Below are 26060 nucleotides of genomic sequence, written 5' to 3' on the forward strand. Positions count from 1 at the left end.
CGGCTACCAAAAACAACAACAGGCCGCCCTTCAATAATAAAAAAGAGCACGCAACGACAAATTAAAGGGGACCCTCGGGTCCCCTTTGTGCTTTCTGCACATGGCCTTTTCAGACCTCTGTCCCCTGCTCCGCGGCGGCGTTGTTGAGCACCGACCGCGTCAGCGTGCGCATGGCCTGTTCTTCTTGCTCCCACTGCGCCACGCGCAGCAGGTTGAACTGCTCGATATAAAACGCACTTTGCATCGCGCCATCCACCAGAATCTCTTCCCTGGGCTTACCCAGCACAGTCATCAGGTTATCGACCAATTCGGTGTGTGTTGCCTGCCACTGCGCCCTGTCCGGCGCGCTATCCTCCAGCGCCTGCCAGTCCGAGACCGCTTCGAGCGCCTCGCCCTTGGCCCGGTTCAGCGCGGTACCGGGCGCCGTCAAGGCCTCAAGCTCCTGAGGGTAGCGAGTGCGCAAGTGCTGTTGCCAGAAACGCCGCTCGGCAAAAAACGCTGACTCATCCGCAACCATCCGCTCATGCGCGAGCACCTGCGTATAGGCCTGGTCGAGTGCTGCCGGGCTTACATTGGCTTGCTGGGGAAACAACATGCCGCGGGATTTGACGGGCAGGTCCAGCCGGTCCGCCAGACCGACCCGATAGGCCAGGATGACTTCGACCTGCTCGGTGAACCCAGGCCCTCGCGCCTCGACGTCCCGTTGCGCAAGGGTGTCCACCAGATGCAGGCGAAACAGTTTTTTCGCGGTGCTGATCAGTGCGCCCTCCGCGTGCGCATCCCCCGCTTGTACCAGGGCCCTTGCGCCGATCAGTTCCCTTTCAAGGTTCATGAACTCCACCGTGGTGCCATCGCCACAGGTGACTCGATCATCTGCGGTGCTGAAGAGCGTTTCGCGGATGTCTTGACTTTGCTGTGCTGCTTCCAGCATGTCCCACACCCGCGCCGCCAGGGCTGCACGGGTGTTGGATGAGGCATATTCGGCGCTGCGTGTGGTGTCGGCCAGTACCGTGAAGAACGGCGCCGAGTCGGCACTGGCACTCAGGTCATCCCACAGGATCCCGCGCTCGGCCTGCAGCGCCGTCGGTGTATCGGCCAGCCAGAGTACCCGCGCTTCGTCGGCGGTGACATGGTCTGCCCATTGCGCCTGATTCACCGGAAACTCACCGGGAAGGCGCACCCGGGTAGCCTCCGAAAAGGGGTTGTCATGCACAGAGATCCGTTCCAGATGCTGGAACGCGTACTCCGGCAGTGTCGTGAGCCGATTGGTATGCAGGTCGATCCGCGCCAGTTGAGTCAGTTGCTCGACGCCCGCCGGGAAACGAGTGGTCCCGGTATCGCTCAGATACAGCTGGTTCAGACTGCGCATGTTGCGCACGTCGGCGGTCCATCCAAGGTTGCGATTGCCGGAGAGGTTTAGAATCTTGAGGCCATGCATGCCTTCCAGGCGCGCTCGGCTTTGCTCGGTCAGGCGGATATCGTTGCGGCTCAGGTTGAGCTTGGTCAGCCCAACGCCCGCATTGGCGAACTCCGGCAGTTGAGTGAGGTTGTTCTCACGCATGTCCAGCCAGCGCAAACCGCCGAAGGACTGCAGAAACGGCAGGGAGCTGTCCGACAGCCCCATGCGCCGTAAAGTCAGGCGGCCCACGTGGTCCATATTGGCACTGAGCTGCGGAAGCTCGTCGATGACTTCACCAGACAGATCCAGGACATGCCCGATAGACGTGCCATCTGCCGCGAACGCCGTAGCCGACTCGCGCTGCCAGGCGTATCGCACGGTCGCGCTGACCCGACGCCTGGCGCTGCGGTAACCGGGCTCACCCTGTTGCTGCCAGGCGACCAATTCCCGGTCTAGCTGTGCGAACTCTTGTTCAAGCTGATTGAGCCTGGCCACCAGCGCCGCACTGCCACGGCCTTGCAACCCCAGCATCTCGACCACCGCCTCGATGGATTTCGACGGGTACAGCATCATTGCTTTCATCACGCACACCGAGGGCCATTGCTGTGCGCCGCCCACCGGGCTGAGCGGGTAGCCGATGCGCCCGTCGGCCAGGCGCATGGGCGACTTGAACCCCGGCTTGAAAGCTTGCAGGCGCAGGGCTTGGCGGCTCGCCTGTTCGCTCAACGGCTGAGTGGTGATCTGTGCCTTCAAGGTCGGCGTCGATTCGCGTATTCGCGGCATGTCGAGGCCCTGATCCTCGGTGGCCACCAGTAGCGCGCTGTAGAACGCGTCTTTATCGGCACGATGGTACGAAGCCACTTGCGGTTCGCGGTACACCGCCCATTCCTTCATGCTGACGCGCACAAGGCGCCGCTGTCGCGGGGCGTCCGCACGGCCTATGCGGTCCAGCACCGGCCCGTCATAGGTGCCTGCACGCAACTCGATGCCGACACCGTCGAGGCGGCCGGGCAGCGCCGCCAGCTTGTGCAGCGCCAGGTGTACGCCATCCATGGTCAATTCACTGTCAAACAGCATGTCGGTATGCGCACGCATGACCCGTGCTTTTTGCAGGTAACAACGAGCCTCTTCGGCCAGACGCAGGGGCAACCGGGATGTGCTGTCCAGGTGCACCAACTCCTCAGGGCTGGCGTGGTTGGCCAGCTCCTCGGCGGCAAGCCGGGGCAGTCCGGGGAAGCTGTCCTGGATCAGCTGTGCATGAGTATTGCTGGGCCTATCACCGGCCAAAACCTCCTCGCGGTACAGCTTGCTCTGGGTGTTCTTCGCCACCTCCAGCAACCGGTCACGGTACCTGAGTGCTCTCGCCTCGGGCGTACGCTGCGCGGGCATCATAAGCTGCGCCTTTGCCTCCAAGTCTTCTCGGCTTGCCGGCCGGGGAATGGGATCGCCTTCCTCGTCCGTCAGCCCACCAAAATCCAGGCGAGTACGGAGATCGTGCAGCACGGCCTCTTCGTCGAGCAGTTGACGGATTTCAGGCTCACTCAATTGTTTGAGAAAAGCTGGCAGCAACATGCCACTGTCGGTCTGCTCGGCATCAAGCTTCACCACCTGGCTGCGCGTCCTGACCCGGTCAGAACGCCAGGTCAGATTGCCTTCGGCATCAAAGATCACCAGCACCCTGGATTTTGGCCACAGGCCGTTGTCCATCAGCAATTTCAATTGCAAGGTCGCGTCGACCCGGCCGAACACCTGCGGATCATCGCTGCTCAACTGGTCGATAAACGCCTGGTGCTTGCCCGCCAACTCAAAGCGCCGCAGGGTTTCGCTGAATATCGGTGGCGGCAGTTGCTGCTCGACATAGATACGGCGCAGTTCATCATCGGACACCCCGCTGATCAGCCGAAGCTGCTCCAACTGGTCATCGCTCAGGCGCTCGACACGGGGGCCCATACGGCGCAACAAGGTTGTGCGATCCCAACTCAAAGGCTGTTCAAACTCGTGCACCCACGCGCCTTCGCCGTTATGCCGGATACGCGGTGCATAACGCGTGTCACCTTCGGGATGGATCAGTGTGAAGGCATTGCGGCCCCGTGCGGCCTGGACTTCATAGTGGCCGCCACCTGCAGCCGGCAAGTACAGGCGCCCCTCGTGGGGATAGAGTCCATCGGACTGCGGTACAAGACCGGCCGGCAATGTAACCTGATGCTTGTAGGCACCCGGGCTGAAGTCATACAGACGCGGTCGCCCGCCCATCTGAACATGCACCAGCCGTCTGACCAACGCGGTGTCCTTCAACACCGTCAGCGCCTTGGGGACCGCCAGCCCCGCCACATTCAGCGCCACCGCCGAGAGATGTGCCCAGGCCTGGTGCGTGTCGCCGTCGGACCATGACTCAAGGCCCTCACACACCTCGCGAGCCATCTGTATCGCCCCCACCACCAGCATCACTTCACCGAGCACCGGCACCACGAACGCCGCCAGATTAAGAATATCCAGGGCCCTGCTGCCCCACGACCAAAGCCAGGCATTGTAGGTTCGCGTAGTGATGTCGTCGGTCGAGACCGCGCCGGCACTGGCGTTGTTCATGATCGAACGCACGCGCTGCAGCGCGCTGTCGTACCACACGTCTTTCCAGACCTTGCCGTAGTCCCCCTGGCGCTGGACCGGCGTCCTTTTGCTTGCATCAAAATCATTGCTGAAGCTGTACCCCTCTTCAGGGTCAAGCAACATTTTAAGCTTGGCAAAAAAATCATTCTGCTCGGCCAGTGGCACAAATTGGCTGAAGAACGTGCGGTACTGTGCGCGGCACAGGCGTAGGGTCAGTGCTTCGGTGAAAGCGCCCACGTTGTCATAGGCCTTTAGCGGATAAAGCGGATCGCCGGGGATGTAAACCATGCACGGCCGAGGCACGATCTCGGAGTTGACCAGGTACTGCTCCATCACCCGCGGGCCGATGATCAGGATGCTGTCCAGCTCCAGCCCCAGCAGTCGAAATCGACAGAACGCGACATCATCACCCGCCCATTTGCGTCCAGCCGGGTCGATCAGGATCTGTTTGATCAGCGCATGCTGAGACGGGTCGATATCCGCCTTCATCAAGGCGATCTCAGCGGCCAGTTCCAGTTGGTTTCGATGGCTGGTGATCAGCGTGCTGTAGAGCTTTCCGGGCGGCGCTTCTGGCACCGCGTTTATGTGCGCATTGATCGTGGTACGCACGTGTTCGAAGTATGACTTGCCCAGGTCAAGCTCCCGACACAACTGGGCAAAACGATAGGCGTCAATGTCCAGTTTTTGCGCCTGGACACTCCACACAGAATGAATGACGCGTACGCGGTAGCTGTGAAAGTTGTAACAGGTGATCAGGTGGCAATCACCGCACACCGGTGCGGTGGCCTCACTCGCAGTGAAGTTATTCAGCGCCGCTTCAAGCAGGCTCAGGCCTTTATAGAAATAAAACTCGGGCGCCAGTGCATGCTCGCTGTCGGGTTCCAACTCAGCGGGTCCGGGGTTGCATGTGGTGTTCGCCATCTTGCGCGCATAGAACACCTGGCGAACGTCCAGGCGTTTACCGAACGTTTTCTCGATGGCGGCAACCAGTAATGGCTCGGCGTAGTCCGCCGGATTTTGCAGCGAACCAAGCAACTGATCGAGCTGGTTCAGCGAGCGCCGACTGCGCTCGTGAACCTTCTTGAGCCGCTCCTTGGCTGGCGCTTGCGCCTGTTTGTACCAATCCGGAATACGCAGGCCCACGGCGGTCAGTTCGGTTTTACGCGCGTCTACTGCATCGGTGTACCACCCGGGCGTGTTGTCGCGGATTACCGTGACGTGAGGGCCCTGATCCTCCTCAATGTCAGGTGTCGCTGGGTCTGTCATGTGCATCGCCTTCAGATAGCGGAATATCCCGCCACTCTAGGCAATGGGCCCCATACCGAAGCGGTAGCCATGCACCGCGTTTCAGGCGTCGCCCTGCAGCTCCTGGAGACTGATTTCGCGCATCCTGAACTTCTGGATCTTGCCCGTCACCGTCATCGGGAACTCCTCCACAAACTTGAAATGCCGAGGCGTCTTGAAGTGCGCTATGCGGTCCTTGCACCACGCCTGCAACTCCAGCGCATTGGCCACATGGCCAGGGTGGAACTTGATCCAGGCGACAATTTCTTCGCCGTAGCGCGCATCGGGAATGCCGATGATCTGCACGTCAGCCACTGCCGGATGGGTGAAGAAGAACTCTTCCAGCTCCCGTGGGTACACGTTTTCGCCGCCTCGAATGATCATGTCCTTGTTGCGCCCGGCAATGCACACGTAACCGTGTTCATCCATGCTGGCCAGGTCGCCGGTGTGCATCCAACCGGCGTCGTCAATGGCCTCTCGGGTGCCTTCGGGGTTGTTCCAGTAGCCGAGCATCACGCTGTAGCCACGGGTGCACAGTTCGCCGATCTGGCCGCGTGCAACGGTGTTGCCCGCCTCGTCGATGATCTTGTTTTCCAGTTGCGGCTGGGTGCGACCGACAGTGGTCACGCGGCGTTCCAGGTCGTCATTGGCGCCGGTCTGCAGCGACACCGGGCTGGTTTCGGTCATGCCGTAGGCAATCTGTACTTCGCCCATGTGCAGTTCGCTGATGACCCGGCGCATCACTTCGATGGGGCACGTGGCGCCGGCCATGATGCCGGTGCGCAGGGTGGACAGGTCAAAGTCGGCGCGGCCCGGATGATCGAGCATGGCGATGAACATGGTGGGCACGCCATACAAGCCGGTGGCGCGCTCTTCGGCGACGGCGGTGAGGGTCAGCAGCGGGTCAAAGCCGTCATTGGGGTAGATCATGGTGGTGCCGTGAGTGATGCAGCCCAGGTTGCCCATCACCATGCCGAAACAGTGGTACAGCGGCACCGGGATCACCAGACGATCCTGCGCGGTGAGGCCCAGGCTTTCGCCGACCATGTAACCATTATTGAGTATGTTGTGATGACTGAGGGTGGCGCCTTTGGGGAAACCGGTGGTGCCGGAGGTGTATTGAATGTTGACCGGTTGATCGAAGTGCAGGCTGGCCTGGCGCGCGTGAAGTTGCTCAGGCGCAACGCCGGCGCCGAGGTTCGCCAGTTGCGACCAAGGCATAAACCCCGCGGGCGGCTCGGGGTGAAGGCTGATCAGGCCGCGCAGGTCGGGGTTCAGTTCCTGCAACATGGCATGGTAATCGGAGGTCTTGAACGAACCGGCACACACCAGCCATTGGCAGCCGGATTGCTTGAGCACGTAGGCAAGCTCGCTGCTGCGATACGCCGGGTTGATGTTGACCAGGATCACGCCGAGCTTGGCGCTGGCGATCTGGCTGATGCACCACTCCGCGCAATTGGGCGCCCAGATGCCCAGGCGATCGCCGGTCTGCATGCCCAATGCGAGGAACGCGCGGGCATGCAGCTCAACCGTCTCGGCCAATTGCTGCCAGGTGTAACGACGTTGCTGATGAAGCACTACCAGCGCTTCGCCCTGCGGGTATTGCGCGACGGTGCGATCGAAGGCCTGGCCAATGGTCATGGCCAACAAGGCCTTGTCCTGAGCGCCACGGCTATAGCTCGGCTGCGGTTGATCCATAACGACCCCTGTTGTCTTTTTTGTAGGTTGACGTAAACGTAAACTACGATTGACAGCACCACAACGCAAGCTTACGTTAACGTAAAGGTGAGCGCCCTCCTCTGATGAGCCCTCCATACAACAACAACGCTGATATTTAAGGTGCCTGTCCATGAGTTACCCGTCCCTGAACTTCGCCCTCGGTGAAACCATCGACATGCTGCGCGACCAGGTGCAGTCCTTCGTGGCCAAGGAGATCGCGCCTCGCGCGGCTCAGATCGACAGTGACAACCTGTTCCCCGCCGACCTGTGGCGCAAGTTCGGTGACATGGGCCTGCTGGGCATTACCGTGGCCGAAGAATACGGCGGCGCCGGCCTGGGTTACCTGGCCCATGTGGTGGCCATGGAGGAGATCAGCCGTGGTTCGGCGTCTGTAGCGCTGTCCTACGGCGCACACTCGAACCTGTGCGTGAATCAGATCAACCGCAACGGTAATCACGAACAGAAACTCAAATACCTGCCCCAACTGATCAGTGGCGAACACGTCGGCGCTCTGGCCATGAGCGAGCCGAACGCCGGGTCAGATGTGGTCTCTATGAAACTGCGCGCCGACAAGCGCGGCGACCGCTACGTGCTCAACGGCAGCAAGACTTGGATCACCAATGGTCCCGACGCCAACACCTACGTGATTTATGCCAAGACCGACCTGGAAAAAGGCCCTCACGGCATCACTGCGTTTATCGTCGAGCGCGACTGGAAGGGTTTCAGCCGCAGCAGCAAATTCGACAAGCTGGGTATGCGCGGCTCCAACACCTGCGAACTGTTTTTCGATGACGTCGAAGTGCCCGAGGAAAACATCCTCGGGGTGCTCAACGGCGGCGTAAAAGTACTGATGAGCGGCCTCGATTACGAGCGTGTGGTGCTGTCCGGGGGCCCTACGGGGATCATGCAGGCCTGCATGGACCTGATCGTTCCCTACATCCACGACCGCAAGCAGTTCGGCCAGAGCATCGGCGAATTCCAGCTGATCCAGGGCAAGGTCGCCGACATGTACACCCAACTCAACGCCAGCCGCGCCTACCTCTACGCCGTGGCCCAGGCCTGCGAGCGCGGCGAAACCACGCGAAAGGACGCGGCCGGGGTGATCCTCTACAGCGCCGAACGCGCCACCCAAATGGCCCTGGACGCGATCCAGATTCTCGGCGGCAACGGCTACATCAATGAATTCCCCGCCGGCCGCCTGCTGCGCGACGCCAAACTGTATGAAATCGGCGCCGGCACCAGTGAGATTCGGCGGATGCTGATCGGTCGTGAACTCTTCAACGAAACTCGCTGAAGGAGCGCCCCATGGCCACCTTGCACACTCAACTCAACCCGCGTTCGGCGGAGTTTGCCGTCAACAGCGCGGCGATGCGCCAACAGGTCGACGCCCTGCACACCTTGCTCGCCCATGTGCAACAAGGCGGCGGCGCCAAGGCGCAGGAGCGGCACACCTCACGTGGCAAATTGCTGCCCCGTGAGCGCATCAATCGCCTGCTCGATCCGGGCTCGCCGTTCCTTGAACTCAGCCAATTGGCCGCCCATCAGGTGTACGGCGAAGACGTGCCTGCAGCCGGGGTAATCGCCGGGATCGGTCGCGTGGAAGGCGTCGAATGCATGATCGTCGCCAACGACGCAACGGTGAAAGGCGGTTCGTATTACCCACTGACCGTGAAAAAGCACCTGCGCGCCCAGACCATCGCCGAGCAGAACCGCCTGCCGTGCATCTACCTGGTGGACTCCGGCGGCGCCAATCTGCCGCGCCAGGATGAAGTATTCCCCGACCGCGAGCACTTCGGGCGGATCTTCTTCAACCAGGCCAATATGAGCGCCCAAGGCATCCCACAGATTGCGGTAGTGATGGGCTCGTGCACAGCCGGTGGCGCCTATGTACCCGCCATGGCGGACGAAGCGATCATGGTGCGCCAGCAGGCCACCATCTTCCTTGCCGGCCCACCGCTGGTAAAAGCCGCCACGGGTGAAGTGGTCAGCGCTGAAGACCTCGGTGGGGCCGATGTGCACTGCAAGATATCCGGCGTGGCCGACCACTATGCCGACAGCGACGAACACGCCCTGGCCCTGGCCCGACGCAGTGTGGCCAACCTCAATTGGCGCAAGCAGGGCCAGTTGGTGCAACGCGCGCCAGTGGCGCCGTTGTACAGCAGCGATGAGCTGTACGGCGTGATCCCGGCGGATGCCAAGCAGCCATTCGATGTCCGCGAAGTGATCACACGGTTGGTGGACGGTTCGGTGTTCGATGAATTCAAGGCGCTGTTCGGCACAACACTGGTGTGCGGTTTTGCGCACTTGCACGGCTACCCGATTGCGATCCTGGCCAACAACGGGATTCTGTTTGCCGAGGCGGCGCAAAAAGGCGCGCACTTTATCGAATTGGCCTGCCAGCGCGGGATTCCACTGCTGTTTTTGCAGAACATCACCGGCTTTATGGTCGGCCAGAAATACGAGGCCGGCGGCATCGCAAAGCATGGCGCCAAGCTGGTCACCGCCGTGGCCTGCGCCAAGGTGCCGAAGTTCACGGTGATCATCGGCGGCAGTTTCGGCGCCGGTAACTACGGCATGTGCGGCCGCGCCTACGACCCGCGTTTTTTGTGGATGTGGCCCAACGCACGCATCGGGGTCATGGGCGCCGAGCAGGCCGCCGGCGTGTTGGTGCAGGTCAAGCGTGAGCAGGCCGAGCGTGCGGGCAATGCATTCAGTGCTGAAGAAGAAGCCGCGATCAAGCAGCCGATCCTCGATCAGTACGAAACCCAGGGCCACCCCTACTACTCCAGCGCGCGCCTGTGGGACGACGGTGTCATCGATCCGCAGCAGACCCGCGAGGTGCTCGCCCTTGCGCTGTCCGCCTCCCTGAACGCCCCTATCGAGCCGAGCCGCTTCGGCGTGTTCCGCATGTAATCGGAGCTGTACCCATGAGCGATTTCAACACCCTCGAACTGATCACCGACAGCCGTGGCTTCGCCACCCTGTGGCTCAGTCGTGAAGCCAAGAACAACGCGTTCAATGCCGAAATGATCCGCGAATTGATCATTGCTCTCGACCAGGTGCAAGGCGATCCATCCCTGCGTTTTTTGGTGCTGCGCGGGCGCGGCAAGCACTTCAGTGCCGGCGCGGACCTGGCCTGGATGCAGCAGTCGGCCGAGTTGGATTACCACACCAACCTCGACGACGCCCGCGAACTGGCAGAGCTGATGTACAACCTGGCCAAGCTGAAAATCCCGACCTTGGCCGTGGTGCAAGGCGCAGCCTACGGTGGCGCCCTCGGGTTGATCAGTTGCTGCGACATGGCGATCGGCGCCGATGACGCGCAGTTCTGCCTGTCGGAAGTGCGCATTGGCCTGGCGCCGGCGGTGATCAGTCCGTTCGTGGTGCAGGCCATCGGCGAACGCGCGGCGCGCCGGTATGCTCTGACGGCCGAACGCTTTGGTGGCCAACGTGCGCGAGACATCGGTTTGCTGGCCGAAAGCTACCCGGCCGGTGAGCTGGATACCCAGGTCGAGCAGTGGATTGCCAACCTGTTGCAAAACAGCCCGGCAGCGATGCGCGCGAGTAAAGATCTGCTGCGTGAAGTGGGCAACGGCGCCCTCACCCCAGCACTGCGCCGCTACTGCGAAAACGCAATTGCACGGATTCGCGTCAGTGCCGAGGGGCAGGAAGGATTGAGGGCGTTCCTGCAAAAAAGGTCACCGAGCTGGCAATCCCAGGAGCCGCGCCCATGAGTACACTGACGACCCTGCTGGTAGCCAACCGAGGTGAGATTGCCTGCCGGGTGATGCGCACCGCCAAAGCAATGGGCCTGACAACCGTGGCCGTGCACAGCGCCATCGACCGCGATGCGCGGCACAGTCGCGAGGCGGATATTCGCGTGGACCTGGGCGGCAGCAAGGCCACGGAAAGTTACCTGCAAATCGATAAGATCATCGCGGCCGCCCACGCCAGCGGTGCCCAAGGGATTCATCCGGGCTACGGCTTTTTATCGGAAAACGCCGGTTTTGCCCGGGCGATTGAAGCCGCCGGCCTGATCTTCCTCGGCCCGCCCGCCTCGGCCATCGACGCCATGGGTAGCAAATCCGCCGCCAAGGCGCTGATGGAAACCGCTGGTGTGCCGTTGGTGCCGGGTTATCACGGCGAAGCCCAAGACCTGGAAACCTTCCGCGCCGCCTGCGAACGTATTGGTTATCCGGTGCTGCTAAAAGCCACAGCGGGCGGCGGTGGCAAGGGCATGAAGGTGGTTGAGCACGTCGACCAACTCGCCGAAGCATTGGCCTCCGCCCAGCGTGAAGCACTGTCGTCGTTTGGCAACGGCCAGATGCTGGTGGAGAAATACCTGCTCAAGCCGCGCCATGTGGAGATCCAGGTATTTGCCGATCAACAGGGGCACTGCCTCTACCTCAATGAACGCGATTGCTCGATCCAGCGTCGGCACCAGAAGGTCGTCGAGGAAGCGCCAGCGCCGGGGCTGAGTGTTGAACAGCGCAAAGCCATGGGCGAAGCCGCCGTGCGTGCCGCCCAGGCCATCGGCTACGTTGGCGCCGGTACCGTGGAGTTTTTGCTGGATGCGCGCGGCGAGTTCTTCTTTATGGAAATGAACACGCGGCTGCAAGTAGAACACCCGGTGACCGAGGCCATCACCGGCCTGGATCTGGTGGCTTGGCAGATTCGTGTCGCCCAGGGCGAAGCGCTGCCGATCAGCCAGGAACAGGTGCCACTGATCGGCCATGCGATTGAAGTGCGCTTGTATGCCGAGGACCCGGCCAATGACTTCTTGCCCGCCACCGGGCACTTGGCGCTGTACCGCGAATCCGCGTCGGGCCCGGGGCGTCGGGTAGACAGCGGCGTTGGGCAAGGGGACAGCGTTTCGCCGTTCTACGACCCGATGCTCGGCAAGTTGATTGCCTGGGGCGAGGACCGTGAGCAGGCACGTCTGCGATTGCTGGGTATGCTCGATGAGTTTGCCGTCGGCGGGATCAAGACCAACCTGGGCTTCCTGCGGCGCATCATTGGCCATCCCGCATTTGCGGCGGCCGAACTGGATACCGGATTTATTCCGCGTTATCAGGATGAGTTGCTGCCAGTGCCCGGTGAGTTGAGCGATGAGTTCTGGCAAGCGGCGGGTTCGGCATTTATGCAGAGCTTGCCGGCGGGTGAAGGGCCTTGGGCGGACACCCGTGGGTTTCGTGCCGGGCTACCCGCCGAGGTTTCCCTGCACTTGAGCTGTAATGGGCAGGATCGCCGAGTGACAGTGGGCGAAGATGTTCCGCGACTGTGCGGGGAGCGCCTGCTGATCGACCATCACGGCGTGCGTCATTCACATCTGGCAGTACGTCGCGAGGGCACCCTGTTCTTGCGTTGGGATGGCGAGATGCATGGCGTGAGCCTGTTCGACCCAATTGCCGCCGTCGAGGCAAACCAGTCTCATCAAGGTGGCCTTACAGCGCCGATGAACGGCAGCATTGTGCGAGTGCTGGTGGAAGTCGGCCAAGCGGTTGAAGCTGGTACGCAATTGGTGGTGCTCGAAGCGATGAAGATGGAGCACAGCATCCGCGCGCCCAAGGCCGGAGTGGTCAAGGCGCTGTTCTGCCAGGAAGGCGAAATGGTTGCCGAAGGTTGCGCGCTGGTGGAACTCGAAACCGCTGATTAGAACTTCGCCGTGGCCTGCACGACGACGCCAAGGATGCGGCAATCCTTGGTGAACAGCCGTTTCGGGTAGGTAGGGTTGAGCGGCACCAGGTAGAGCTCGCCGCTCTCTTCCATCAACTGGCGGAAGGTCGCCTGGGGGCTGTCTGCCCATTGGGCGACCACCAGCCTGCCGGGTTGTGCGGCGATTGCGGGATCCACCAGAATCATCATTCCCGCAGCGATGCTCAGGCCACTAAGCGCAGTCATGGCGTCCCCCGTCACGGGCAGCCAAAAGGCATCTCCGTGGGCATGGTAGTCCGACAGCTCGAAGCCCGCGGCGCCATAAGCGGGGCGCTCTTCGCGCACTTCGCACAGGCCCCTCCACTCGCTGACCGGGTAGCGAAAATACGGTGTGTACTGTTTAGCCTGAATGGGGACTTCGTCGGTTTTCTCACGCACCTCCTGCACCACTTCCAGATAGCCCAGCCCCAACTCTTCCAGGACCCGGTTCATGTCTGCCAGGCTCGGCACGCGCCGCTTGTTGAGCCAATGGCCCACACCGCCCTGGGACATGCCCAAGCGTTCAGCCAGCTCACCCTGTGTGACCTTGCGGTCTTTCATGTTGGCCTTGACCAACGCTATCCAGTTATCCATGGCGCCAGACAATACGGCAGGTATTTTTCAGGGCAATAAACAGTTTGTAGTAATCCATAAAACGACATAAATACGATACGTACTATTATCAGGCTCAAGGTTTTCGACACCCACACAGAGTACCGCCCCTTATGACAACGAGCCCGTATCTCCTGCCTGAAGCCACCAAGAGTGACGACGTTTACAACCTGCGCAGCAGCGGTGCTGCCCAGAGGGCGCTGGACTTTTACTTGAAAGGAAATATGTCAGCACACGTCCCGGACGAAGGTTTTTTCACACTCAAACCGGGCATCAGTCAGGAAGAAGCGCTGGTCCACGCCTCAGAGCTGTTGCGCAGCGCCGCCGCTACGGCCTATGAATCGGCGAGCAGCCATCAAGGCAATCAGCGCGACCTGGCGTTTTCGGTGGTGTATTTGATTGATATGGCGAAGGCGATGATAGAGCGGTCGCTGCAGGCATCGGAGGCTCAGACGAACGCGTAAGAGGCGCGAAGGAAAATATTTCTATCACTGGGATAAAAACATTTGACTTGCAAATGATAATGATTATTATTGGGCTCAGCTGATCGCGAGATCAGTCGATAAACCAAGGGACCTTAGGTCGGACTCTTGGAATATCTCCTCATCAGGCTAATCACGGTTTTTGACCCGGCTCTTTGGCCGGGTCTTTTTTTTGCCAGTTTCCCTGGCGTGGCTTCAGGCTAATGAAGACTGTGTGTTGCTCGATGGCGCGCATGGTAGCAAAAGACCATCGCCAAAAGAAAGTCAGTCGGGTGCTCTGGCTCAGATCTCTGCGAAATAGCGCTTGAGAATCAATCTCATAGATTTTAAGCTGCGGCAGCGTCACGGATGACGCCCCCCTTCTCGCAACAATTTTGCGTCCAGTCTTTACCAGACTCCTGTGTAATATAGTCGTCACAACACTCATATTCAGGCAACCAGACTATGACCGTGGCCTTGACTTCCATCAAGATCAGCACCGACTTCGACAGTGGCAATATCCAAGTACTCGACGCCAGCGATGCATACCATTTGTTGCTGGCAATTCGACCCGATACCCGCAGCCACCATTTCCAATGGTTCCACTTCAAGGCCGAAGGCATGCACGTGGGCCACACCCACACCTTTCGCCTGAGCAACGCGGGTGGCTCCTCGTATAAGCACGCCTGGAGCGGCTACCACGCTGTCGCGTCTTATGATCACGTCAACTGGTTCCGAGTACCAACGCGCTTCGACGGAGAGATCCTGCACATCAGCCTCGAAACCCGCGAGAAACATGCCTGGTTCGCCTACTTCGAGCCCTACAGCCGTGAACGCCATGATCGGCTGATAGAGCTGGCGCTGAAATACGCCGGCACTCAACTGCTGGCGACCGGTAAAAGCGTCGAAGGCCGCGATATCCAATTGCTGCGCCGTGGCAAAGGCGGCGAAGGCCGTCGCAACATCTGGATCATCGCCCAGCAGCACCCCGGCGAACACATGGCCGAATGGTTCATGGAAGGCATCATCGAGCGCCTGCAACAGGACGGCGATGCCGAGATGAAAAAACTCCTGGCCGTTGCCGACCTGTACCTCGTGCCGAACATGAACCCCGACGGTGCCTTCCACGGTCACTTGCGCACCAACGCCATGGGTCAGGACCTCAATCGTGCCTGGCAAAGCGCCAGCCAGGAGATCAGTCCAGAAGTGCTGTTCGTGCAGCAACAGATGGAAGAGTACGGTGTGGACCTGTTCCTCGATATCCACGGTGACGAAGAAATCCCCTACGTGTTCACCGCCGCCTGCGAAGGCAACCCGGGCTATACCCCGCGTATCGAAGCGCTGGAAAAACACTTCCGCCGCCACTTGAGTGCGCTGACCCGAGACTTCCAGACCACACATGGCTACACCCGCGACTTGCCGGGAGAAGCCAATATGACCCTGGCGTGCAATGCAGTCGGCGAAAAATACGACTGCCTGTCCCTGACCCTGGAAATGCCATTCAAGGACAACGACGACGCCCCCAACCCGAAAACCGGTTGGTCGGGTGAGCGGTCCAAGCAATTGGGCAAGGATGTGTTGAGTACCGTGGCCGATATCGTCACGGTCCTGCGCTAACGCCCCTGCCCTCAGCCGGCATCAGTCCCTGGTGCCGGTCATGCTCTGCAACACCCCATCACGCCGAATCAGTCCATGGAACAACGCCGCCGCCAAGTGCAACAGCACCGTGAAAAACAGCAGGTAAGCCAGATACCCATGGGCCTTGCGCAGCAGCGCAAACAGCGGCGCGTTAGCCGCCACGAGCGCCGGCAACTGCACCGAACTGCTGAGCATTACCGGATCACCTGCCGCCGAGATCATCGCCCAGCCCAGCAGCGGCAATACCAGCATCAACCCATACAGCACCAGATGGGATGCCTTGGCCGCCAGCACTTGCCACTGCGGTAAGTCAGACGGTAACGGCGGCTGACGGGTGGAAAAACGCACCACCAATCGCACGATCACCAACGCCAGGATCGCAATCCCCAGCGGCTTGTGCAGGTGGATCAACCACTCATGCCGCTCCGACACCGACGCCGCCAGCCCCGCGCCGATAAACAACATGGCGATGACCATCAGCGCCATCAACCAGTGCAGCAGACGTGCCAGGGGCGCAAAAAACCGAGGGTGGGCATTCATGGTTTCGACTCCTGAGGGGCACTGTGCAACGGGCCGACTTCACCGGCACGGCGCAGGTACGAACTGGCATACGCCGCAGAGCGGGCGGCCAGCAGCGGATCATTTGAGGCTTCGATGCCGCTGGGCAGAATCAGCGGGTCAAAGTTGATGTCGCGGCAATCACCGTCGGCCTGGGGTTGGCTGCTTTGCAGCACCAGGGTGCCGGCGTTCAACACTTTGTGCTCGCCGGTCCAGCTCTTGCTCGCATCGTCGAGTGGGTCGCCGGGGTTGGCCAGGGTGATGTTCAACTGCCAACGCAATGGCCCTGACGCCAGGCGCTGCGCCAAGTCTTTCTCAAGGAAGTCAGCACCGGCCGGCGCAGTATCCCCCGCCGCGTCCTGGCTCTGCGGCACCACGCCCCAGCGCACGGCCTGGCGCTTGCCATCGGCGCTCACCAGGTAAAACGCGTTGATGCCGTTATAGGTTTCGGTGGCGTAACTGGCCGATGGCTTGGCGGTCTTGACCCACGCCAAAAACGGCGCCGTCTCGGGATGCGCGGCGAAAAACGCCGGCATATTCGCCGGGTTCGGCTTGCCGGTGGCCGGATCGGGCGCACCCGCTTTGAGCATCTGGTAGAACGCCTCGGGCGTGCCTACCGGGAACACCGGCATGCTGTTCATACCCGTGCGCCATTGCTGGCCGTTGGATTGGTTGAACTGCACGGCAAAGCTGCGGATCGGCACACTGCTGTCCGGTGCATATGGGTTACCACTGGGCAACGCAAACCGGCCGACCAGGGGCGTCTTGGCCTCGCTGAACACCTGGGCACTGGAGTACGCACGGGCTTCGGGGCTGCTCTCGAAATACCCGGCCACGCACACGCCCTTGGCATGGTTACGGCGAAAACCAGGGTGCACGCCGTTATTCGTTTCCAGGGCATTGACCAAGGTTTTCGGCCGCAGCCGCTGTGGGTCGAGCGTGCCGTTGACGTAGGCAAATGCCCCAGCAACGACAGCAACTACGGCCCCAATACCGGCGAGTCGCGCAATCAGGCTCGCAGTGCTCAACGCAGGACGGGGCGGTGATGAGTGATCTACCATGAACAAACTCCAGGGCCAGAGGCCTTAGGGGGTGAAACTTAAGGTCGGAGCATTGAGACGAATGCCGATCTGCTCTATTCCCTGGCCGTGGATTTATTTTTCCTAGCCTGGAATAACCCTTAACGCCGGACGTCTCTCTAGTCCCAGCGTAGTGACCAGCCAGACACCCATGCATGAACTCGACGAACAGTTACGTGAACTCATCCCCAGGCTGCGGCGTTTTGCCGTGTCCTTGACCCGTAACGCCAGCAGCGCCGATGACCTGGTGCAGTCCACCCTGGAACGGGCGATTACCCGCTGGGCCGACAAACGCGTTGAGGGCGATCTGCGCGCGTGGCTGTTTTCGATCCTCTATCGGCAGTTCCTCGACGCCCACCGCCGCACCCGGCGCTATGCACGCATGCTAGAGTTTTTTACCGGCCGCGATGACGCGCAGCCGTCGGTGGAGCGCACCGTGATCGCCCAGTCGACCCTGCAAGCCTTCGATCAACTCAACACCGAACAGCGCGCCCTGCTGTTATGGGTGTCGGTCGAAGGTTTGAGCTACAAGGACGTCGCCGACATCCTCGACGTGCCAGTCGGCACCGTGATGTCGCGCCTGTCCCGGGCACGCCAAGCCTTGCGTCAACTCAGCGATGGCGAAATTGCCAGCCCTTCCCTGCGGATACTCAAATGATCAGCCTGCCCCCCAGCGAACGCGACCTGCATGCCTACGTCGACCACCAGCTCCTGGAGAGTGATCGCCGTGTGCTCGACACCTATTTGGCGGCCCATCCCGACGTCGCGGCCCGGGTCCAGGCTTGGCAACAGGACGCGCAACTGCTGCGCGCGTCCTTGAGCGGCGCCCTGCAACAGCCGCCCAACCCGGCACTGGACCCGGCGCTGATTCGCCAACGCATCAAGCATCAATCGCGCCGCCACTTCGCCACGGCGGCGGTGTTGCTGATTGCCGTCAGCCTGGGCGGCCTCGGCGGCTGGCACGCCCGTGAAGCCACACAAGCACCGATGTTGCCGATGGCCGACGCGATGCAAGCGTTCCGCCTGTTTGCCCAGGAAGGCATCATGCCCGCCGACTACAACGGCCAGGACAGCGGCACCATGCAGGCGTGGCTCGACCGCTACTTCAACCAGGCCCACCGCCTGCCTGACTTGAGTCAGTCGGGCTTCAAGCCGGTCAGCGGTCGATTGCTCACCACCGACCAAGGCGCCGCCGCCATGGTGCTGTACGAAGATCCCCAGGGTCGGCGCATCAGTTTCTACATTCGCCCACCGGGCCCGGACAACGGTTTCCTGCCCCGCGGCCAGCGCACGGCGGATGGGTTACAAGCGCAGTACTGGTCCGGCGGCGGCTACAACTATGCGGTGGTCAGCCCGACGGATCAGCCGCCACCCTCCCTTCAGCCGTTCTAGAACCCCACGTCCAGCACTACATTGTCGAGATAGGTGCCAGCGGGTGGGGTGGTCTGGTCGCTGTAGATTTTCGCGTTGTAGTTGAACACCTGGCTGCCGGTGCCCAAGCCATTGCCGGGGTTGACCTCAGCCGTGGAACTGGCCCGCCGCGCTGCGCCAACACTGCCCCACCGCGTGGTGCCGGCGCTTTTGAAAATGTCGTAGGCCAGGTAATTGCTGCCTGAAATCATGCGCCGCCGCCCACCCGCACTCAGCGGATTCTGGCCGTCGCTCAGGCCCACGGTGTAGGCACTGCCCTTGGTGCAGGCGATGTTGATGGTTTGTCCGGTCACGGCAGTGAACCCACTGATCACCGGAGCACTGCCAAAGCTGATATTGGGCGCGGTGATCTGACAGTCGTTGGTGACGATCATGCTGACCGTCAGGGTCGCGACGGCATTACCAATGTCCCGTCCCAGGCAGACGCCGCCGATGCCGATCCCCGAGCAATAGTTCCAGTTCCAGGCAATGTTCAACGTCTCGGTATATAGCCCCGCTGCCACATTGCTGCCCGTGATACTGCTCAGGTACAGCGGCACGGTTTTCGTCCCTGGCCCTGCGATCAGCCCCAACGCCTGGGCAATCCCCCCGGATCCACCAAAATCGAATTGCGTGCCTCGGGTAATCGGATAGCTGCTGCTGTTGTTGCCGTAAAGGGTGTAAGCGATCACGTCACCGGTCGGCCCGACCATGCCACTCTGGGCCGACGTAACGGTGGCGTAGAAGTGGTCCGACGACACCAACAGCGAAATCAGCGCCGACGTGCAACTCAAACCGGCGTTGGCCGTGGAACTGGTCTGCGCGGCAGTGCGCACCGTCATTGAACTGATCGAGCCGAAGCTGGCCGGCGCGGTGGTGACCACCGAGCACGCCGCCATCGCCGGGCCCGCCTGCAGCAGCCCGAGCAGCAACCATGCCCTGCCTCTCACTGGCACACCAACGGCCCGATCAGCGGCACGCCTTGTTGCTGCTCATCGATATCAAAGGTCGCCTGGCAGGCTCGCCCTTGTCCCAACGTCACCTGCAAGGTGTTGTGGGCCGACAGGTTCTCCAGGTACACCAGACCATCCCAGCCCACCACCGCCTGCTGGCCGCTTTGCTCATGGACCACCAGGCTGCCCAGGGGTAATTCCTGATGCTGACTGTCCACCAGGGTAACGCTCGCAGCGAGCACTCGCCGCAGCGGGAACTCAAGCAGATAACCCGCGCCACGGCGCACCGAAACTCGTTGTTCCACGTTAGGGCTCTGCACATTGAGCGGCAGGTTCAGCGGATCGATTTCATACTTGCCCCGGTAATACGCACTGCTCCATGGCACCAGCAAATGCCCATTGCGATCGGTCTCTCCCACCAACTGGTTTTCGTAACGCACCGGAATCCCGGCAAACCCCTGGGTACTCACCACCACAAATGCATCGTTGATGCGGTTGGCAGCAAAGGTGTCGCCGCCCATCCACACCAGAGAGCCACTGGCATCCGCCCAGCGCGTCTCGGCATCGCTGCTGCCGTACACGCCGGCCTGCAATTGCACCGACTGCAAACGCCAGGTCAAGTCAGCTTGTCGATAGCTGGGTGCATAGCCTTGGGCATACCCCAGGTTGTAGCCGAACCCACCTTGGCTGGGCACCGCACTGCTGTAGTTGACGCGCTGGCGACGAGTGCCGTCCTTTCCGCGCTCGGTGCTCAACGCAAGGCTGCCGTTGAGGTCGAACGGGATTACCAGTTGTGCCTGCATGGCCCAATTGCTATCGCCGATCTCGCGGTTGGCCGACAGGTAGAAACTGGTGTTGCGCCACAACGGTTTGCTCCAGCTCAGGTTGAGCAGCCGCGTGCGGGAATCGTCCGCTGCCTGCACGTCGAAATACCCAAGGCCCAGGCTGCCAAAACGCTGCAGATTGAGGCTCAGGGTCACCTGTTCGCTGCGCTTGCTGAGGCTGGCGTAGGGCGTGTCGACCAGGGTCAGATCGGCGTAATCGGCGCGCCGTTCCACCCGTTGGTAGGACAGGCTGTAACGGGTGCTGTTGTACTGATAACCCAGGCTCAGTTGCTGGCCGTTGCGGCCTTCGAACCGGCTTTGACTGAGGGCAGTGTTGAGCACGCCAAAATTGCCCAGGCGCACATTGGCGCCCAGCCCGCCGAGGGTCAGATCGCTGGTGGCTTCGGCGTGGCTTTCCAGAGTGAGGTTGTCGGAGTAGCCATAACGCAACGTGGCACTGGTCACCCCTGATCCATAGGAGAAGTCGCGCACGGTGTAGTCGCGGCGCAACGTGCCGGCCGCCACCGAAAAATCCGTCAGGCCTTGTTGCAACAGCGTACTGGTGACGTAGAACGGCACCGTGGTCGACACTTGGCGACCCAGGGCGTCGGTGGTGACGACCACCGCTTCACCCGCACCGTTGATAAACGGGATATTGGTCAGGGTGTAGGGGCCCGGTTGCAGCAGCGCGCTTTCGGATTTGTAGCCGTTGATGAACAGATCCACCGACGACGGCACTGCCGCCTCGCCCGCAAATTGCGGCAAGGGATAAGTAACCAGATCGGGGCGCACCGCAAAATCGCGCGACAACTGCACCCCGCCCAAGCGTACCGAGCTGCTCCAGGGCAGCGAACCGCTGATCACGTCGCCGGCCTCGTAGGTGAGCAAGCGCTCATCATCCGAGAAACGCCAGGTGGTGTCGTAGCGCCGGTAACCATTATTGAGGGTGCTGTCGTTGATACCGCCGGCCAGGGTCTGGCGATACTGCCCGGTGTTGGACAAGGTGCCCCAGTTGTCGAACAGCCGCACTTCATTCCAGGCCGCGAGGTAGCTGCCGCCTTCATCGGTGTCGTTGAAGTACAGGTCGTAGTTGAGCAAAGCGCCAAAGCTGCTCATGGCCTGGGTACGCGGGTAGGTGTCGCGGTTGCCGATGAACTGCTCCTGCAACCACGACGGCGGCACGTCGATCAGCAGGCGCTGGCCGTTGCTGTCGTAATCGCTGTGCAGGCCGGGGATTGCGTCCAGGGCCACGCTGCCGCTGAGTTCACCGGGCAATTTCATGCCCACGTCCTGCAGCGCACCGGCCGGCACATAGAGTTGCCCGGCACGTTGATCGACTGCAACGACGCGGCCGGTGTCCATCTGGTTGACCACCAACTCCAGAAATAACTGTGCATCGGCGACAGCCTCCATGCTGCTCGGCGGCGGCGGCAGGTCGCCAGCCACTGCCACGCCCCACAGCCCGCTGACCACCACCGACAGCCATAGATGACGAGCCCGACCACGACTCACCATGGCGTTGTGTCCTTCAATGGACATCTCCATCTGCTTAAAACCCGGAGCTTCCCCGCCCCGTTACGTTGCCTTCAACGCTTCGGCGCCAGGCTCTCCAACTGCGCCGCACCATTGACGCGAACCTGCAACGGCTGATCAGCCGACACAGCCTCCGGCACCGGCCAGCGCATCGTCGCGCCGGGCAGCACATAACCCAACAAGCCCTCCACCAGCGGCCGCGTCTGTCCGCTCTGCTTGAACGACGCGTCCGTCAATCGTGCATGCACAGCGCCCTGGTTACGCACCTCGATGTAATTGCGCCCCGCGACGGTGACCTTGTGCCAACTCAGGTCCGGTTTGCCCGCGCCCGCCGGGTCACGCTGACGCGTGGCGTCCTCCTTGCTCCACAGCCCCGCGCCGTAGGCGAATAACGGCACCGAGTAGCGCATCTGGAAACGAATCGCCGCCGCCGTATTCTTGCCTTCCGGCGGCGTGGGCACCTGCAATGGCGAGGGAATTTCATCAATGATGATGCGGTAGGCCAACTCCTGGCCCGGCGGCACTTCACGGGTGCGGGTCAGGCGTACCAGTTGCTTTTGACCTGGTTCGATCCTGGCCACCGGTGGGCTGCCGATCACATCGCGCTGGTTCTGGTACTGCTCGTCAAAGCCACTCTGGCTCCAGGCAAATACGCGAATCTGCAGGCTCGCGGTTTCCGTTCCGCGGTTCTCCAGCCACAGCGCGCTGGCCTGTTGATCAGCTTCCAGCACCGGGTCGATAGGCCAGATCAGCACCGAACTGGCGGCCTGGACCAGCCCCGTCGTGCACAACGCCCCCAAGGCAATACCTGCGGCCCACAGCCGCCGGGAAGGTGAACGCATAAAACCACTCCTTTTACCGATAAGCCCTACCACGTCAGCTGCACCTGCAGCGTGTCGCTGTACGTCCCCCCAGGCTGATTGCCCGGTAAAACCACCCGCCCATAGATCGGCAGACTGATGTTGTTTGCGTCGCTGTACGCCACGCTGACGCTCTGGCTGATCCCCAGGCTCTGGCTGAACGCCGCGTCCCGAAACAGCTGATAAGCCACTCGCGCACTGCCGCTGTTGAGTTGCAGGTTGCGCCCGCTGCTGTTATGCAGGCCGCCGTCGACACTCATGCTTAACGCCACCCCCGGCGTGCATTGCAGGGTCACGCCGCCGGTCAGCACCGCGGTCACGGTGCTGGTGGCCAGGGCCGAGTAACTGCCGTAGTTCAGCGCGCCGTAGTTGGCGCCGCCGCCGACGATCAGGCAGCCCGGCGTAATCGTCGCGCTCACCTGAAAACTCTGGCTGGTCACTGCCGCCAACGGCAGCGGCACCACCAGCCCACAGGCCAGCAATGCGCGAAGCCAGCGCATTAGAACGTCAGTTCAACGGCCACGGTGTCCGAGTACGTGCCCGCCGGCAGCCCGGCCTTGCCCACTGCCCGACCATAAAGGTTCACGGTTTGCGCCACACCGGTGCTGGTCGCGAGGGTGATCACGCCGTCAATCGCCAGCAGCGCCGAATGGCCGCTGTCGGTGTAGAAGTCGTAAGGCACGAAGTTACCCGCGCCGTCGGCCAGTGCACGGGTGCCTCCCGGAGAAGCACCATCATGGGCACCGGCACGCACTTTCACTGCTGGCGTGGTGCCACTAGAGCACAGGATCGAGAGCGCGCCACCAGTGCCGGTACCGCCCAGCAGTTGGGCGTCAGCATTGGTAAACAGGCTGTTGGTGGTGCCGAAGTTCAAGCTACCGAAGTTGAGACCAGTAGCCGCTCCGGAACCGTTGACCTGGCAACTGGCAATCAGTGTCAGGCTGGAGGTGATCTGGCCGGTCACCGTGGTGGCCGCATTCAGGCTGGAGGCCATCGCCAGACCCAGTGCACAAACGCCGAGTCGAGATACAAGTGCATGCATGATCGTCATCCTTTTGATTTACCAATCCAGTGTCACCGTCAATGTGTCGGTATAGGTTCCTGCAGGGAGGGCCGTGGTATTGGCCACCACGGCGCCCCACACCGGGATGGTCATTTGCGTGCCATTAGCGGCTACAAAACTGCGTTGCTGGCCGATGGTGTAAGGGATACGCCCCCGCGGGTCGGCCATCAGTTGATAAGGGATAGTCTGGCGGCCGTTGCTCAGGCGCCGGGTGGTGCCGACGGCATTGGTGCCGCCGTCGATGGTCACGGTGAAGCTGGCGACCGTCGGGTTGCACGAGACTGTCAGCGGCGCGTTACTGCCGTCTGAGATGTTCGCCCCCAAGGGGTTGCTCCACGTAGGTCCCTGGCTGCCGAAGTCCAGCATGGCGGTGCCGCCCGTCGGGCTGACCGGCGCTGTGTCGTTGCCCTTGCTCACTTCGCAACTGGCGGTGATCACCATGCGCGCCTGGATAAACCCGCTGGCCACCGCCGCGCGGGCGTCTTCAGCCAGCAGCAACAGGCCACCCATGGCCAGCAGGGTCCAGCCACGGTTCACCATGTGACCGTTACCTTGAGCAGGTCGGTGTAACGGCCGACGGCCGGGATGTCCTTGAGCGGTTCGATACGACCATACAGCGGCAGATCGACGGAACCAGAGTCCGGCACACGGCCGCTGAGCGGGACATTCACTGGCAACGGAACACGCCGCGCGGCGTCGGCATAAATGCGATAAGGAATGGGTTTGCCGGAGGGGATGCCCGTGCTCAGGTAACGCACTTCGCCGGTACCACCGTTCAGGCCGCCATCGACGCGCATCTGGTACGGGGTGTCGGGGTTACATTCCAGGCGCGGCTGGCGCTGACTGATCAGCGCCGCACTCAACGGCCCGGCCGGGTCATCCAGACGCGGGCCGCTGCCAAAATCCAATACGCCAAGTTGCTCGATGCCAGCGCTGCGGGTGGTGCCCACCAACTGACAGCCCCGTTGCACATCGATGCGCACCACAACTTGCAGTTGCGCCGCGTAAACCGTGCTGCAGAGCATCGCGCCCATGACTGTCAATACTGCTCGTCCCTTCACTGCCCCAAATCCTTATACAGGGGTGACTTCCATGTAGAAGGGTAGTCACTGAGAAAAAATCTGCCAGTGTGGACAGGATTACCTGTGCTCCATGCCGTTTAGAGATAGCTGGCCGCGGCCTTCTGTATTGGTCAAATCGCTGCAAGCGACCTAAAGTAAGCGACCTCGACACACAGAGTGAATCCCATTGGCCGTGCTTCCTTTAATCCGTCGCTTGCTCGGTAAACACACCGACGGCCACGACGACTCGCCCATCCAGACGTTCTTTGAGAACAAGGCCCGGCAACAGGGCTATACCCTCAGCGCCGGCCAGGCCCAGGCAATCGCCGCCATGGCGCGCGCGACCCAGCATCTGCTCGCTGGCCAACCCACCCGCAGCCTGTACCTGCACGGCCCGGTAGGTCGCGGCAAAAGCTGGCTGCTGGACGGTTTCTTCCAGGCGCTGCCCCTCGCCGAAAAGCTGCGCGTGCACTTCCATGATTTTTTCGCCCAGTTGCACCGGGGCATGTTCGCCCACCAGAAGGCCGAGGATGCCCTGGCCGTCACCCTGGACGAACTGCTCGACGGCTGCCGTGTGCTGTGTTTCGACGAGTTCCACGTGCACGATATCGGCGATGCCATGCTGATTACCCGGCTGTTCAAGGCGTTGTTCCAGCGCGGCGTACTGGTACTGGTCACCTCCAACTATGCGCCCGAAGGCCTGTTACCCAACCCGCTGTACCACGAGCGGTTCAAGCCGGTGATCGACTTGATCGCCACGCGTATGGAGGTGCTGGAAGTCAGCTCGCCCAAGGATTTTCGCAGCCTGCCCCAGGCTCATTCCGTGCAGCGCTTTACCACCGGGCAATACGTGTGGCCGGGCACTCCGACCCAGCGTGCGGCGCTCGGCCTGCCGGTCACCGATGGCCCGGCGCAGCACCTGACGGTGGGCAACCGACAATTGATCTGCCGCCAGCATCACGCTCGTACCATCGCGTTTACCTTCAGCGACCTCTGCGAACAGCTGACAGCCGTGATGGACTACCTGCTGCTGTGCGAGGATTTCGATCACTGGATCATCGACGGCCTGCCCCACTTGGCCGAGTGCCCGATCGCTGTGCAGCAGCGCTTTATCAACCTGGTGGACGTGCTCTACGACAAAGACAAGCACCTGATCCTGATCGGCGAACAACCGCTGGCACAGGCGATGAGCGGTCAGGCCATCGACTTGGCGCGCACCGCCAGCCGCCTGAATCAACTGCAACACGCCAGCCCGCAACCGGTGCCCGACCCGGTATCATGAGCGCCATTTACGCCCCCTTGCCG

General features: G+C 61.6%; 22 protein-coding genes. 9 read left to right on the forward strand and 13 right to left on the reverse strand.

What is annotated here, in order from left to right; genetic code table 11:
• Positions 1 to 109 precede the first annotated feature (109 nt).
• Together ACEN2T_RS24985 and ACEN2T_RS24990 are read right to left on the reverse strand one after the other, a co-directional pair.
• Positions 110 to 5272 carry an NEL-type E3 ubiquitin ligase domain-containing protein gene (locus tag ACEN2T_RS24985; RefSeq protein WP_442117734.1) on the reverse strand — a complete coding sequence of 1721 codons (5163 nt, stop codon included), beginning with the start codon at positions 5270 to 5272 and terminating at the stop codon, positions 110 to 112.
• 81 nt (positions 5273 to 5353) lie between these two features.
• Positions 5354 to 6988 carry an AMP-binding protein gene (locus ACEN2T_RS24990; protein WP_122765500.1) on the reverse strand — a complete coding sequence of 545 codons (1635 nt, stop codon included), beginning with the start codon at positions 6986 to 6988 and terminating at the stop codon, positions 5354 to 5356.
• Positions 6989 to 7139: 151 nt separating this feature from the next.
• Between ACEN2T_RS24990 and ACEN2T_RS24995 the strand changes: the two genes are divergently transcribed.
• From ACEN2T_RS24995 to ACEN2T_RS25010, 4 genes are read left to right on the forward strand one after another with little or no spacing between them, the layout of a single operon-like run.
• Positions 7140 to 8303: an isovaleryl-CoA dehydrogenase gene (locus tag ACEN2T_RS24995; RefSeq protein WP_032889830.1), complete on the forward strand. Its 1164-nt coding sequence runs from the start codon at positions 7140 to 7142 to the stop codon at positions 8301 to 8303.
• 11 nt (positions 8304 to 8314) lie between these two features.
• Positions 8315 to 9922 carry a carboxyl transferase domain-containing protein gene (locus ACEN2T_RS25000; RefSeq protein WP_122680618.1) on the forward strand — a complete coding sequence of 536 codons (1608 nt, stop codon included), beginning with the start codon at positions 8315 to 8317 and terminating at the stop codon, positions 9920 to 9922.
• Between the two features lie 14 nt (positions 9923 to 9936).
• Positions 9937 to 10743, forward strand: a complete 807-nt coding sequence (locus ACEN2T_RS25005) for a gamma-carboxygeranoyl-CoA hydratase (RefSeq protein WP_099600981.1) — start codon at positions 9937 to 9939, stop codon at positions 10741 to 10743.
• Positions 10740 to 12665 (forward strand): acetyl/propionyl/methylcrotonyl-CoA carboxylase subunit alpha, encoded by a 1926-nt coding sequence (locus ACEN2T_RS25010; protein ID WP_181643835.1) that lies wholly within the window; start codon positions 10740 to 10742, stop codon positions 12663 to 12665. Before ACEN2T_RS25005 ends, ACEN2T_RS25010 begins: the two co-directional genes overlap by 4 nt.
• Here ACEN2T_RS25010 and ACEN2T_RS25015 read toward each other — a convergent pair.
• Positions 12662 to 13297: a LexA family protein gene (locus tag ACEN2T_RS25015; protein WP_095184402.1), complete on the reverse strand. Its 636-nt coding sequence runs from the start codon at positions 13295 to 13297 to the stop codon at positions 12662 to 12664. The two genes, ACEN2T_RS25010 and ACEN2T_RS25015, sit on opposite strands and share 4 nt — an antisense overlap.
• Before the next feature lie 131 nt (positions 13298 to 13428).
• On the opposite strand from ACEN2T_RS25015, the gene ACEN2T_RS25020 reads away from it, so the two are divergent.
• Positions 13429 to 13779: a DUF6124 family protein gene (locus ACEN2T_RS25020; protein WP_339483130.1), complete on the forward strand. Its 351-nt coding sequence runs from the start codon at positions 13429 to 13431 to the stop codon at positions 13777 to 13779.
• A 151-nt stretch (positions 13780 to 13930) separates the two neighbouring features.
• Here the strand turns inward: ACEN2T_RS25020 and ACEN2T_RS25025 are convergent, their stop codons facing one another.
• On the reverse strand, positions 13931 to 14143 hold the full coding sequence (locus ACEN2T_RS25025; protein ID WP_442117735.1) for a hypothetical protein: 213 nt from the start codon (positions 14141 to 14143) through the stop codon (positions 13931 to 13933).
• A gap of 98 nt (positions 14144 to 14241) precedes the next feature.
• On the opposite strand from ACEN2T_RS25025, the gene ACEN2T_RS25030 reads away from it, so the two are divergent.
• Entirely contained in the window at positions 14242 to 15393 is a 1152-nt protein-coding gene (locus ACEN2T_RS25030) for a M14 family metallopeptidase (RefSeq protein WP_032889844.1), read from the forward strand.
• A gap of 21 nt (positions 15394 to 15414) precedes the next feature.
• Here ACEN2T_RS25030 and ACEN2T_RS25035 read toward each other — a convergent pair whose 3' ends face one another.
• Both ACEN2T_RS25035 and ACEN2T_RS25040 read right to left on the reverse strand, forming a co-directional pair.
• Positions 15415 to 15954 carry a cytochrome b gene (locus ACEN2T_RS25035; RefSeq protein ID WP_099600977.1) on the reverse strand — a complete coding sequence of 180 codons (540 nt, stop codon included), beginning with the start codon at positions 15952 to 15954 and terminating at the stop codon, positions 15415 to 15417.
• Positions 15951 to 17033 carry a catalase family peroxidase gene (locus ACEN2T_RS25040; protein WP_122765504.1) on the reverse strand — a complete coding sequence of 361 codons (1083 nt, stop codon included), beginning with the start codon at positions 17031 to 17033 and terminating at the stop codon, positions 15951 to 15953. Before ACEN2T_RS25040 ends, ACEN2T_RS25035 begins: the two co-directional genes overlap by 4 nt.
• Before the next feature lie 169 nt (positions 17034 to 17202).
• Here ACEN2T_RS25040 and ACEN2T_RS25045 point away from each other — a divergent pair, with 169 nt between their 5' ends.
• A complete protein-coding gene (locus ACEN2T_RS25045; RefSeq protein WP_032889850.1) occupies positions 17203 to 17709 on the forward strand; it encodes a sigma-70 family RNA polymerase sigma factor in 507 nt (168 codons plus the stop codon).
• Positions 17706 to 18443 (forward strand): anti-sigma factor family protein, encoded by a 738-nt coding sequence (locus tag ACEN2T_RS25050; RefSeq protein WP_095184398.1) that lies wholly within the window; start codon positions 17706 to 17708, stop codon positions 18441 to 18443. Before ACEN2T_RS25045 ends, ACEN2T_RS25050 begins: the two co-directional genes overlap by 4 nt.
• On the opposite strand, the gene ACEN2T_RS25055 is transcribed toward ACEN2T_RS25050, so the two are convergent.
• The 7 genes from ACEN2T_RS25055 to ACEN2T_RS25085 all read right to left on the reverse strand — a co-directional run bounded on the left by ACEN2T_RS25055 (position 18440) and on the right by ACEN2T_RS25085 (position 24728).
• The gene (locus ACEN2T_RS25055) at positions 18440 to 19360 is read right to left on the reverse strand and encodes a Csu type fimbrial protein (RefSeq protein ID WP_442117747.1); all 921 of its coding nucleotides are present in this window, start codon (positions 19358 to 19360) and stop codon (positions 18440 to 18442) included. The genes ACEN2T_RS25050 and ACEN2T_RS25055 overlap by 4 nt on opposite strands.
• Before the next feature lie 47 nt (positions 19361 to 19407).
• Positions 19408 to 21753: a fimbria/pilus outer membrane usher protein gene (locus tag ACEN2T_RS25060; protein WP_442117748.1), complete on the reverse strand. Its 2346-nt coding sequence runs from the start codon at positions 21751 to 21753 to the stop codon at positions 19408 to 19410.
• A gap of 71 nt (positions 21754 to 21824) precedes the next feature.
• Complete coding sequence (locus ACEN2T_RS25065) at positions 21825 to 22613, reverse strand: fimbrial biogenesis chaperone (protein ID WP_032889858.1); 789 nt, start codon at positions 22611 to 22613, stop codon at positions 21825 to 21827.
• Positions 22614 to 22639: 26 nt separating this feature from the next.
• Entirely contained in the window at positions 22640 to 23131 is a 492-nt protein-coding gene (locus ACEN2T_RS25070) for a Csu type fimbrial protein (protein WP_339483135.1), read from the reverse strand.
• Positions 23131 to 23673, reverse strand: a complete 543-nt coding sequence (locus ACEN2T_RS25075) for a Csu type fimbrial protein (protein ID WP_032889863.1) — start codon at positions 23671 to 23673, stop codon at positions 23131 to 23133. The genes ACEN2T_RS25070 and ACEN2T_RS25075 overlap by 1 nt, the downstream gene beginning before the upstream one ends.
• A gap of 18 nt (positions 23674 to 23691) precedes the next feature.
• Entirely contained in the window at positions 23692 to 24234 is a 543-nt protein-coding gene (locus tag ACEN2T_RS25080; protein ID WP_122680612.1) for a Csu type fimbrial protein, read from the reverse strand.
• A complete protein-coding gene (locus tag ACEN2T_RS25085) occupies positions 24228 to 24728 on the reverse strand; it encodes a Csu type fimbrial protein (protein ID WP_032889867.1) in 501 nt (166 codons plus the stop codon). Before ACEN2T_RS25085 ends, ACEN2T_RS25080 begins: the two co-directional genes overlap by 7 nt.
• Positions 24729 to 24942: 214 nt before the next feature.
• Here ACEN2T_RS25085 and zapE point away from each other — a divergent pair, with 214 nt between their 5' ends.
• Entirely contained in the window at positions 24943 to 26037 is a 1095-nt protein-coding gene (gene zapE, locus ACEN2T_RS25090; protein WP_442117736.1) for a cell division protein ZapE, read from the forward strand.
• The last annotated feature ends 23 nt before the right edge of the window (positions 26038 to 26060 follow it).

The organism is Pseudomonas sp. W22_MBD1_FP4, assembly GCF_052113765.1.
Taxonomy (GTDB): domain Bacteria; phylum Pseudomonadota; class Gammaproteobacteria; order Pseudomonadales; family Pseudomonadaceae; genus Aquipseudomonas; species Aquipseudomonas sivasensis.

Excerpts from the sequence above, each read along its gene's own strand:
- ACEN2T_RS24985 (WP_442117734.1), bottom strand. The coding sequence starts at position 5,272 with ATGACAGACCCAGCGACACCTGACATTGAGGAGGATCAGGGCCCTCAC.
- ACEN2T_RS24990 (WP_122765500.1), bottom strand. The coding sequence starts at position 6,988 with ATGGATCAACCGCAGCCGAGCTATAGCCGTGGCGCTCAGGACAAGGCC.
- ACEN2T_RS24995 (WP_032889830.1), top strand. The coding sequence starts at position 7,140 with ATGAGTTACCCGTCCCTGAACTTCGCCCTCGGTGAAACCATCGACATG.
- ACEN2T_RS25000 (WP_122680618.1), top strand. The coding sequence starts at position 8,315 with ATGGCCACCTTGCACACTCAACTCAACCCGCGTTCGGCGGAGTTTGCC.
- ACEN2T_RS25005 (WP_099600981.1), top strand. The coding sequence starts at position 9,937 with ATGAGCGATTTCAACACCCTCGAACTGATCACCGACAGCCGTGGCTTC.
- ACEN2T_RS25010 (WP_181643835.1), top strand. The coding sequence starts at position 10,740 with ATGAGTACACTGACGACCCTGCTGGTAGCCAACCGAGGTGAGATTGCC.
- ACEN2T_RS25015 (WP_095184402.1), bottom strand. The coding sequence starts at position 13,297 with ATGGATAACTGGATAGCGTTGGTCAAGGCCAACATGAAAGACCGCAAG.
- ACEN2T_RS25020 (WP_339483130.1), top strand. The coding sequence starts at position 13,429 with ATGACAACGAGCCCGTATCTCCTGCCTGAAGCCACCAAGAGTGACGAC.
- ACEN2T_RS25030 (WP_032889844.1), top strand. The coding sequence starts at position 14,242 with ATGACCGTGGCCTTGACTTCCATCAAGATCAGCACCGACTTCGACAGT.
- ACEN2T_RS25035 (WP_099600977.1), bottom strand. The coding sequence starts at position 15,954 with ATGAATGCCCACCCTCGGTTTTTTGCGCCCCTGGCACGTCTGCTGCAC.
- ACEN2T_RS25040 (WP_122765504.1), bottom strand. The coding sequence starts at position 17,033 with ATGGTAGATCACTCATCACCGCCCCGTCCTGCGTTGAGCACTGCGAGC.
- ACEN2T_RS25045 (WP_032889850.1), top strand. The coding sequence starts at position 17,203 with ATGCATGAACTCGACGAACAGTTACGTGAACTCATCCCCAGGCTGCGG.
- ACEN2T_RS25050 (WP_095184398.1), top strand. The coding sequence starts at position 17,706 with ATGATCAGCCTGCCCCCCAGCGAACGCGACCTGCATGCCTACGTCGAC.
- ACEN2T_RS25055 (WP_442117747.1), bottom strand. The coding sequence starts at position 19,360 with ATGGCGGCGTGCTCGGTGGTCACCACCGCGCCGGCCAGCTTCGGCTCG.
- ACEN2T_RS25060 (WP_442117748.1), bottom strand. The coding sequence starts at position 21,753 with ATGGTGAGTCGTGGTCGGGCTCGTCATCTATGGCTGTCGGTGGTGGTC.
- ACEN2T_RS25065 (WP_032889858.1), bottom strand. The coding sequence starts at position 22,613 with ATGCGTTCACCTTCCCGGCGGCTGTGGGCCGCAGGTATTGCCTTGGGG.
- ACEN2T_RS25070 (WP_339483135.1), bottom strand. The coding sequence starts at position 23,131 with ATGCGCTGGCTTCGCGCATTGCTGGCCTGTGGGCTGGTGGTGCCGCTG.
- ACEN2T_RS25075 (WP_032889863.1), bottom strand. The coding sequence starts at position 23,673 with ATGCATGCACTTGTATCTCGACTCGGCGTTTGTGCACTGGGTCTGGCG.
- ACEN2T_RS25080 (WP_122680612.1), bottom strand. The coding sequence starts at position 24,234 with ATGGTGAACCGTGGCTGGACCCTGCTGGCCATGGGTGGCCTGTTGCTG.
- ACEN2T_RS25085 (WP_032889867.1), bottom strand. The coding sequence starts at position 24,728 with ATGGGCGCGATGCTCTGCAGCACGGTTTACGCGGCGCAACTGCAAGTT.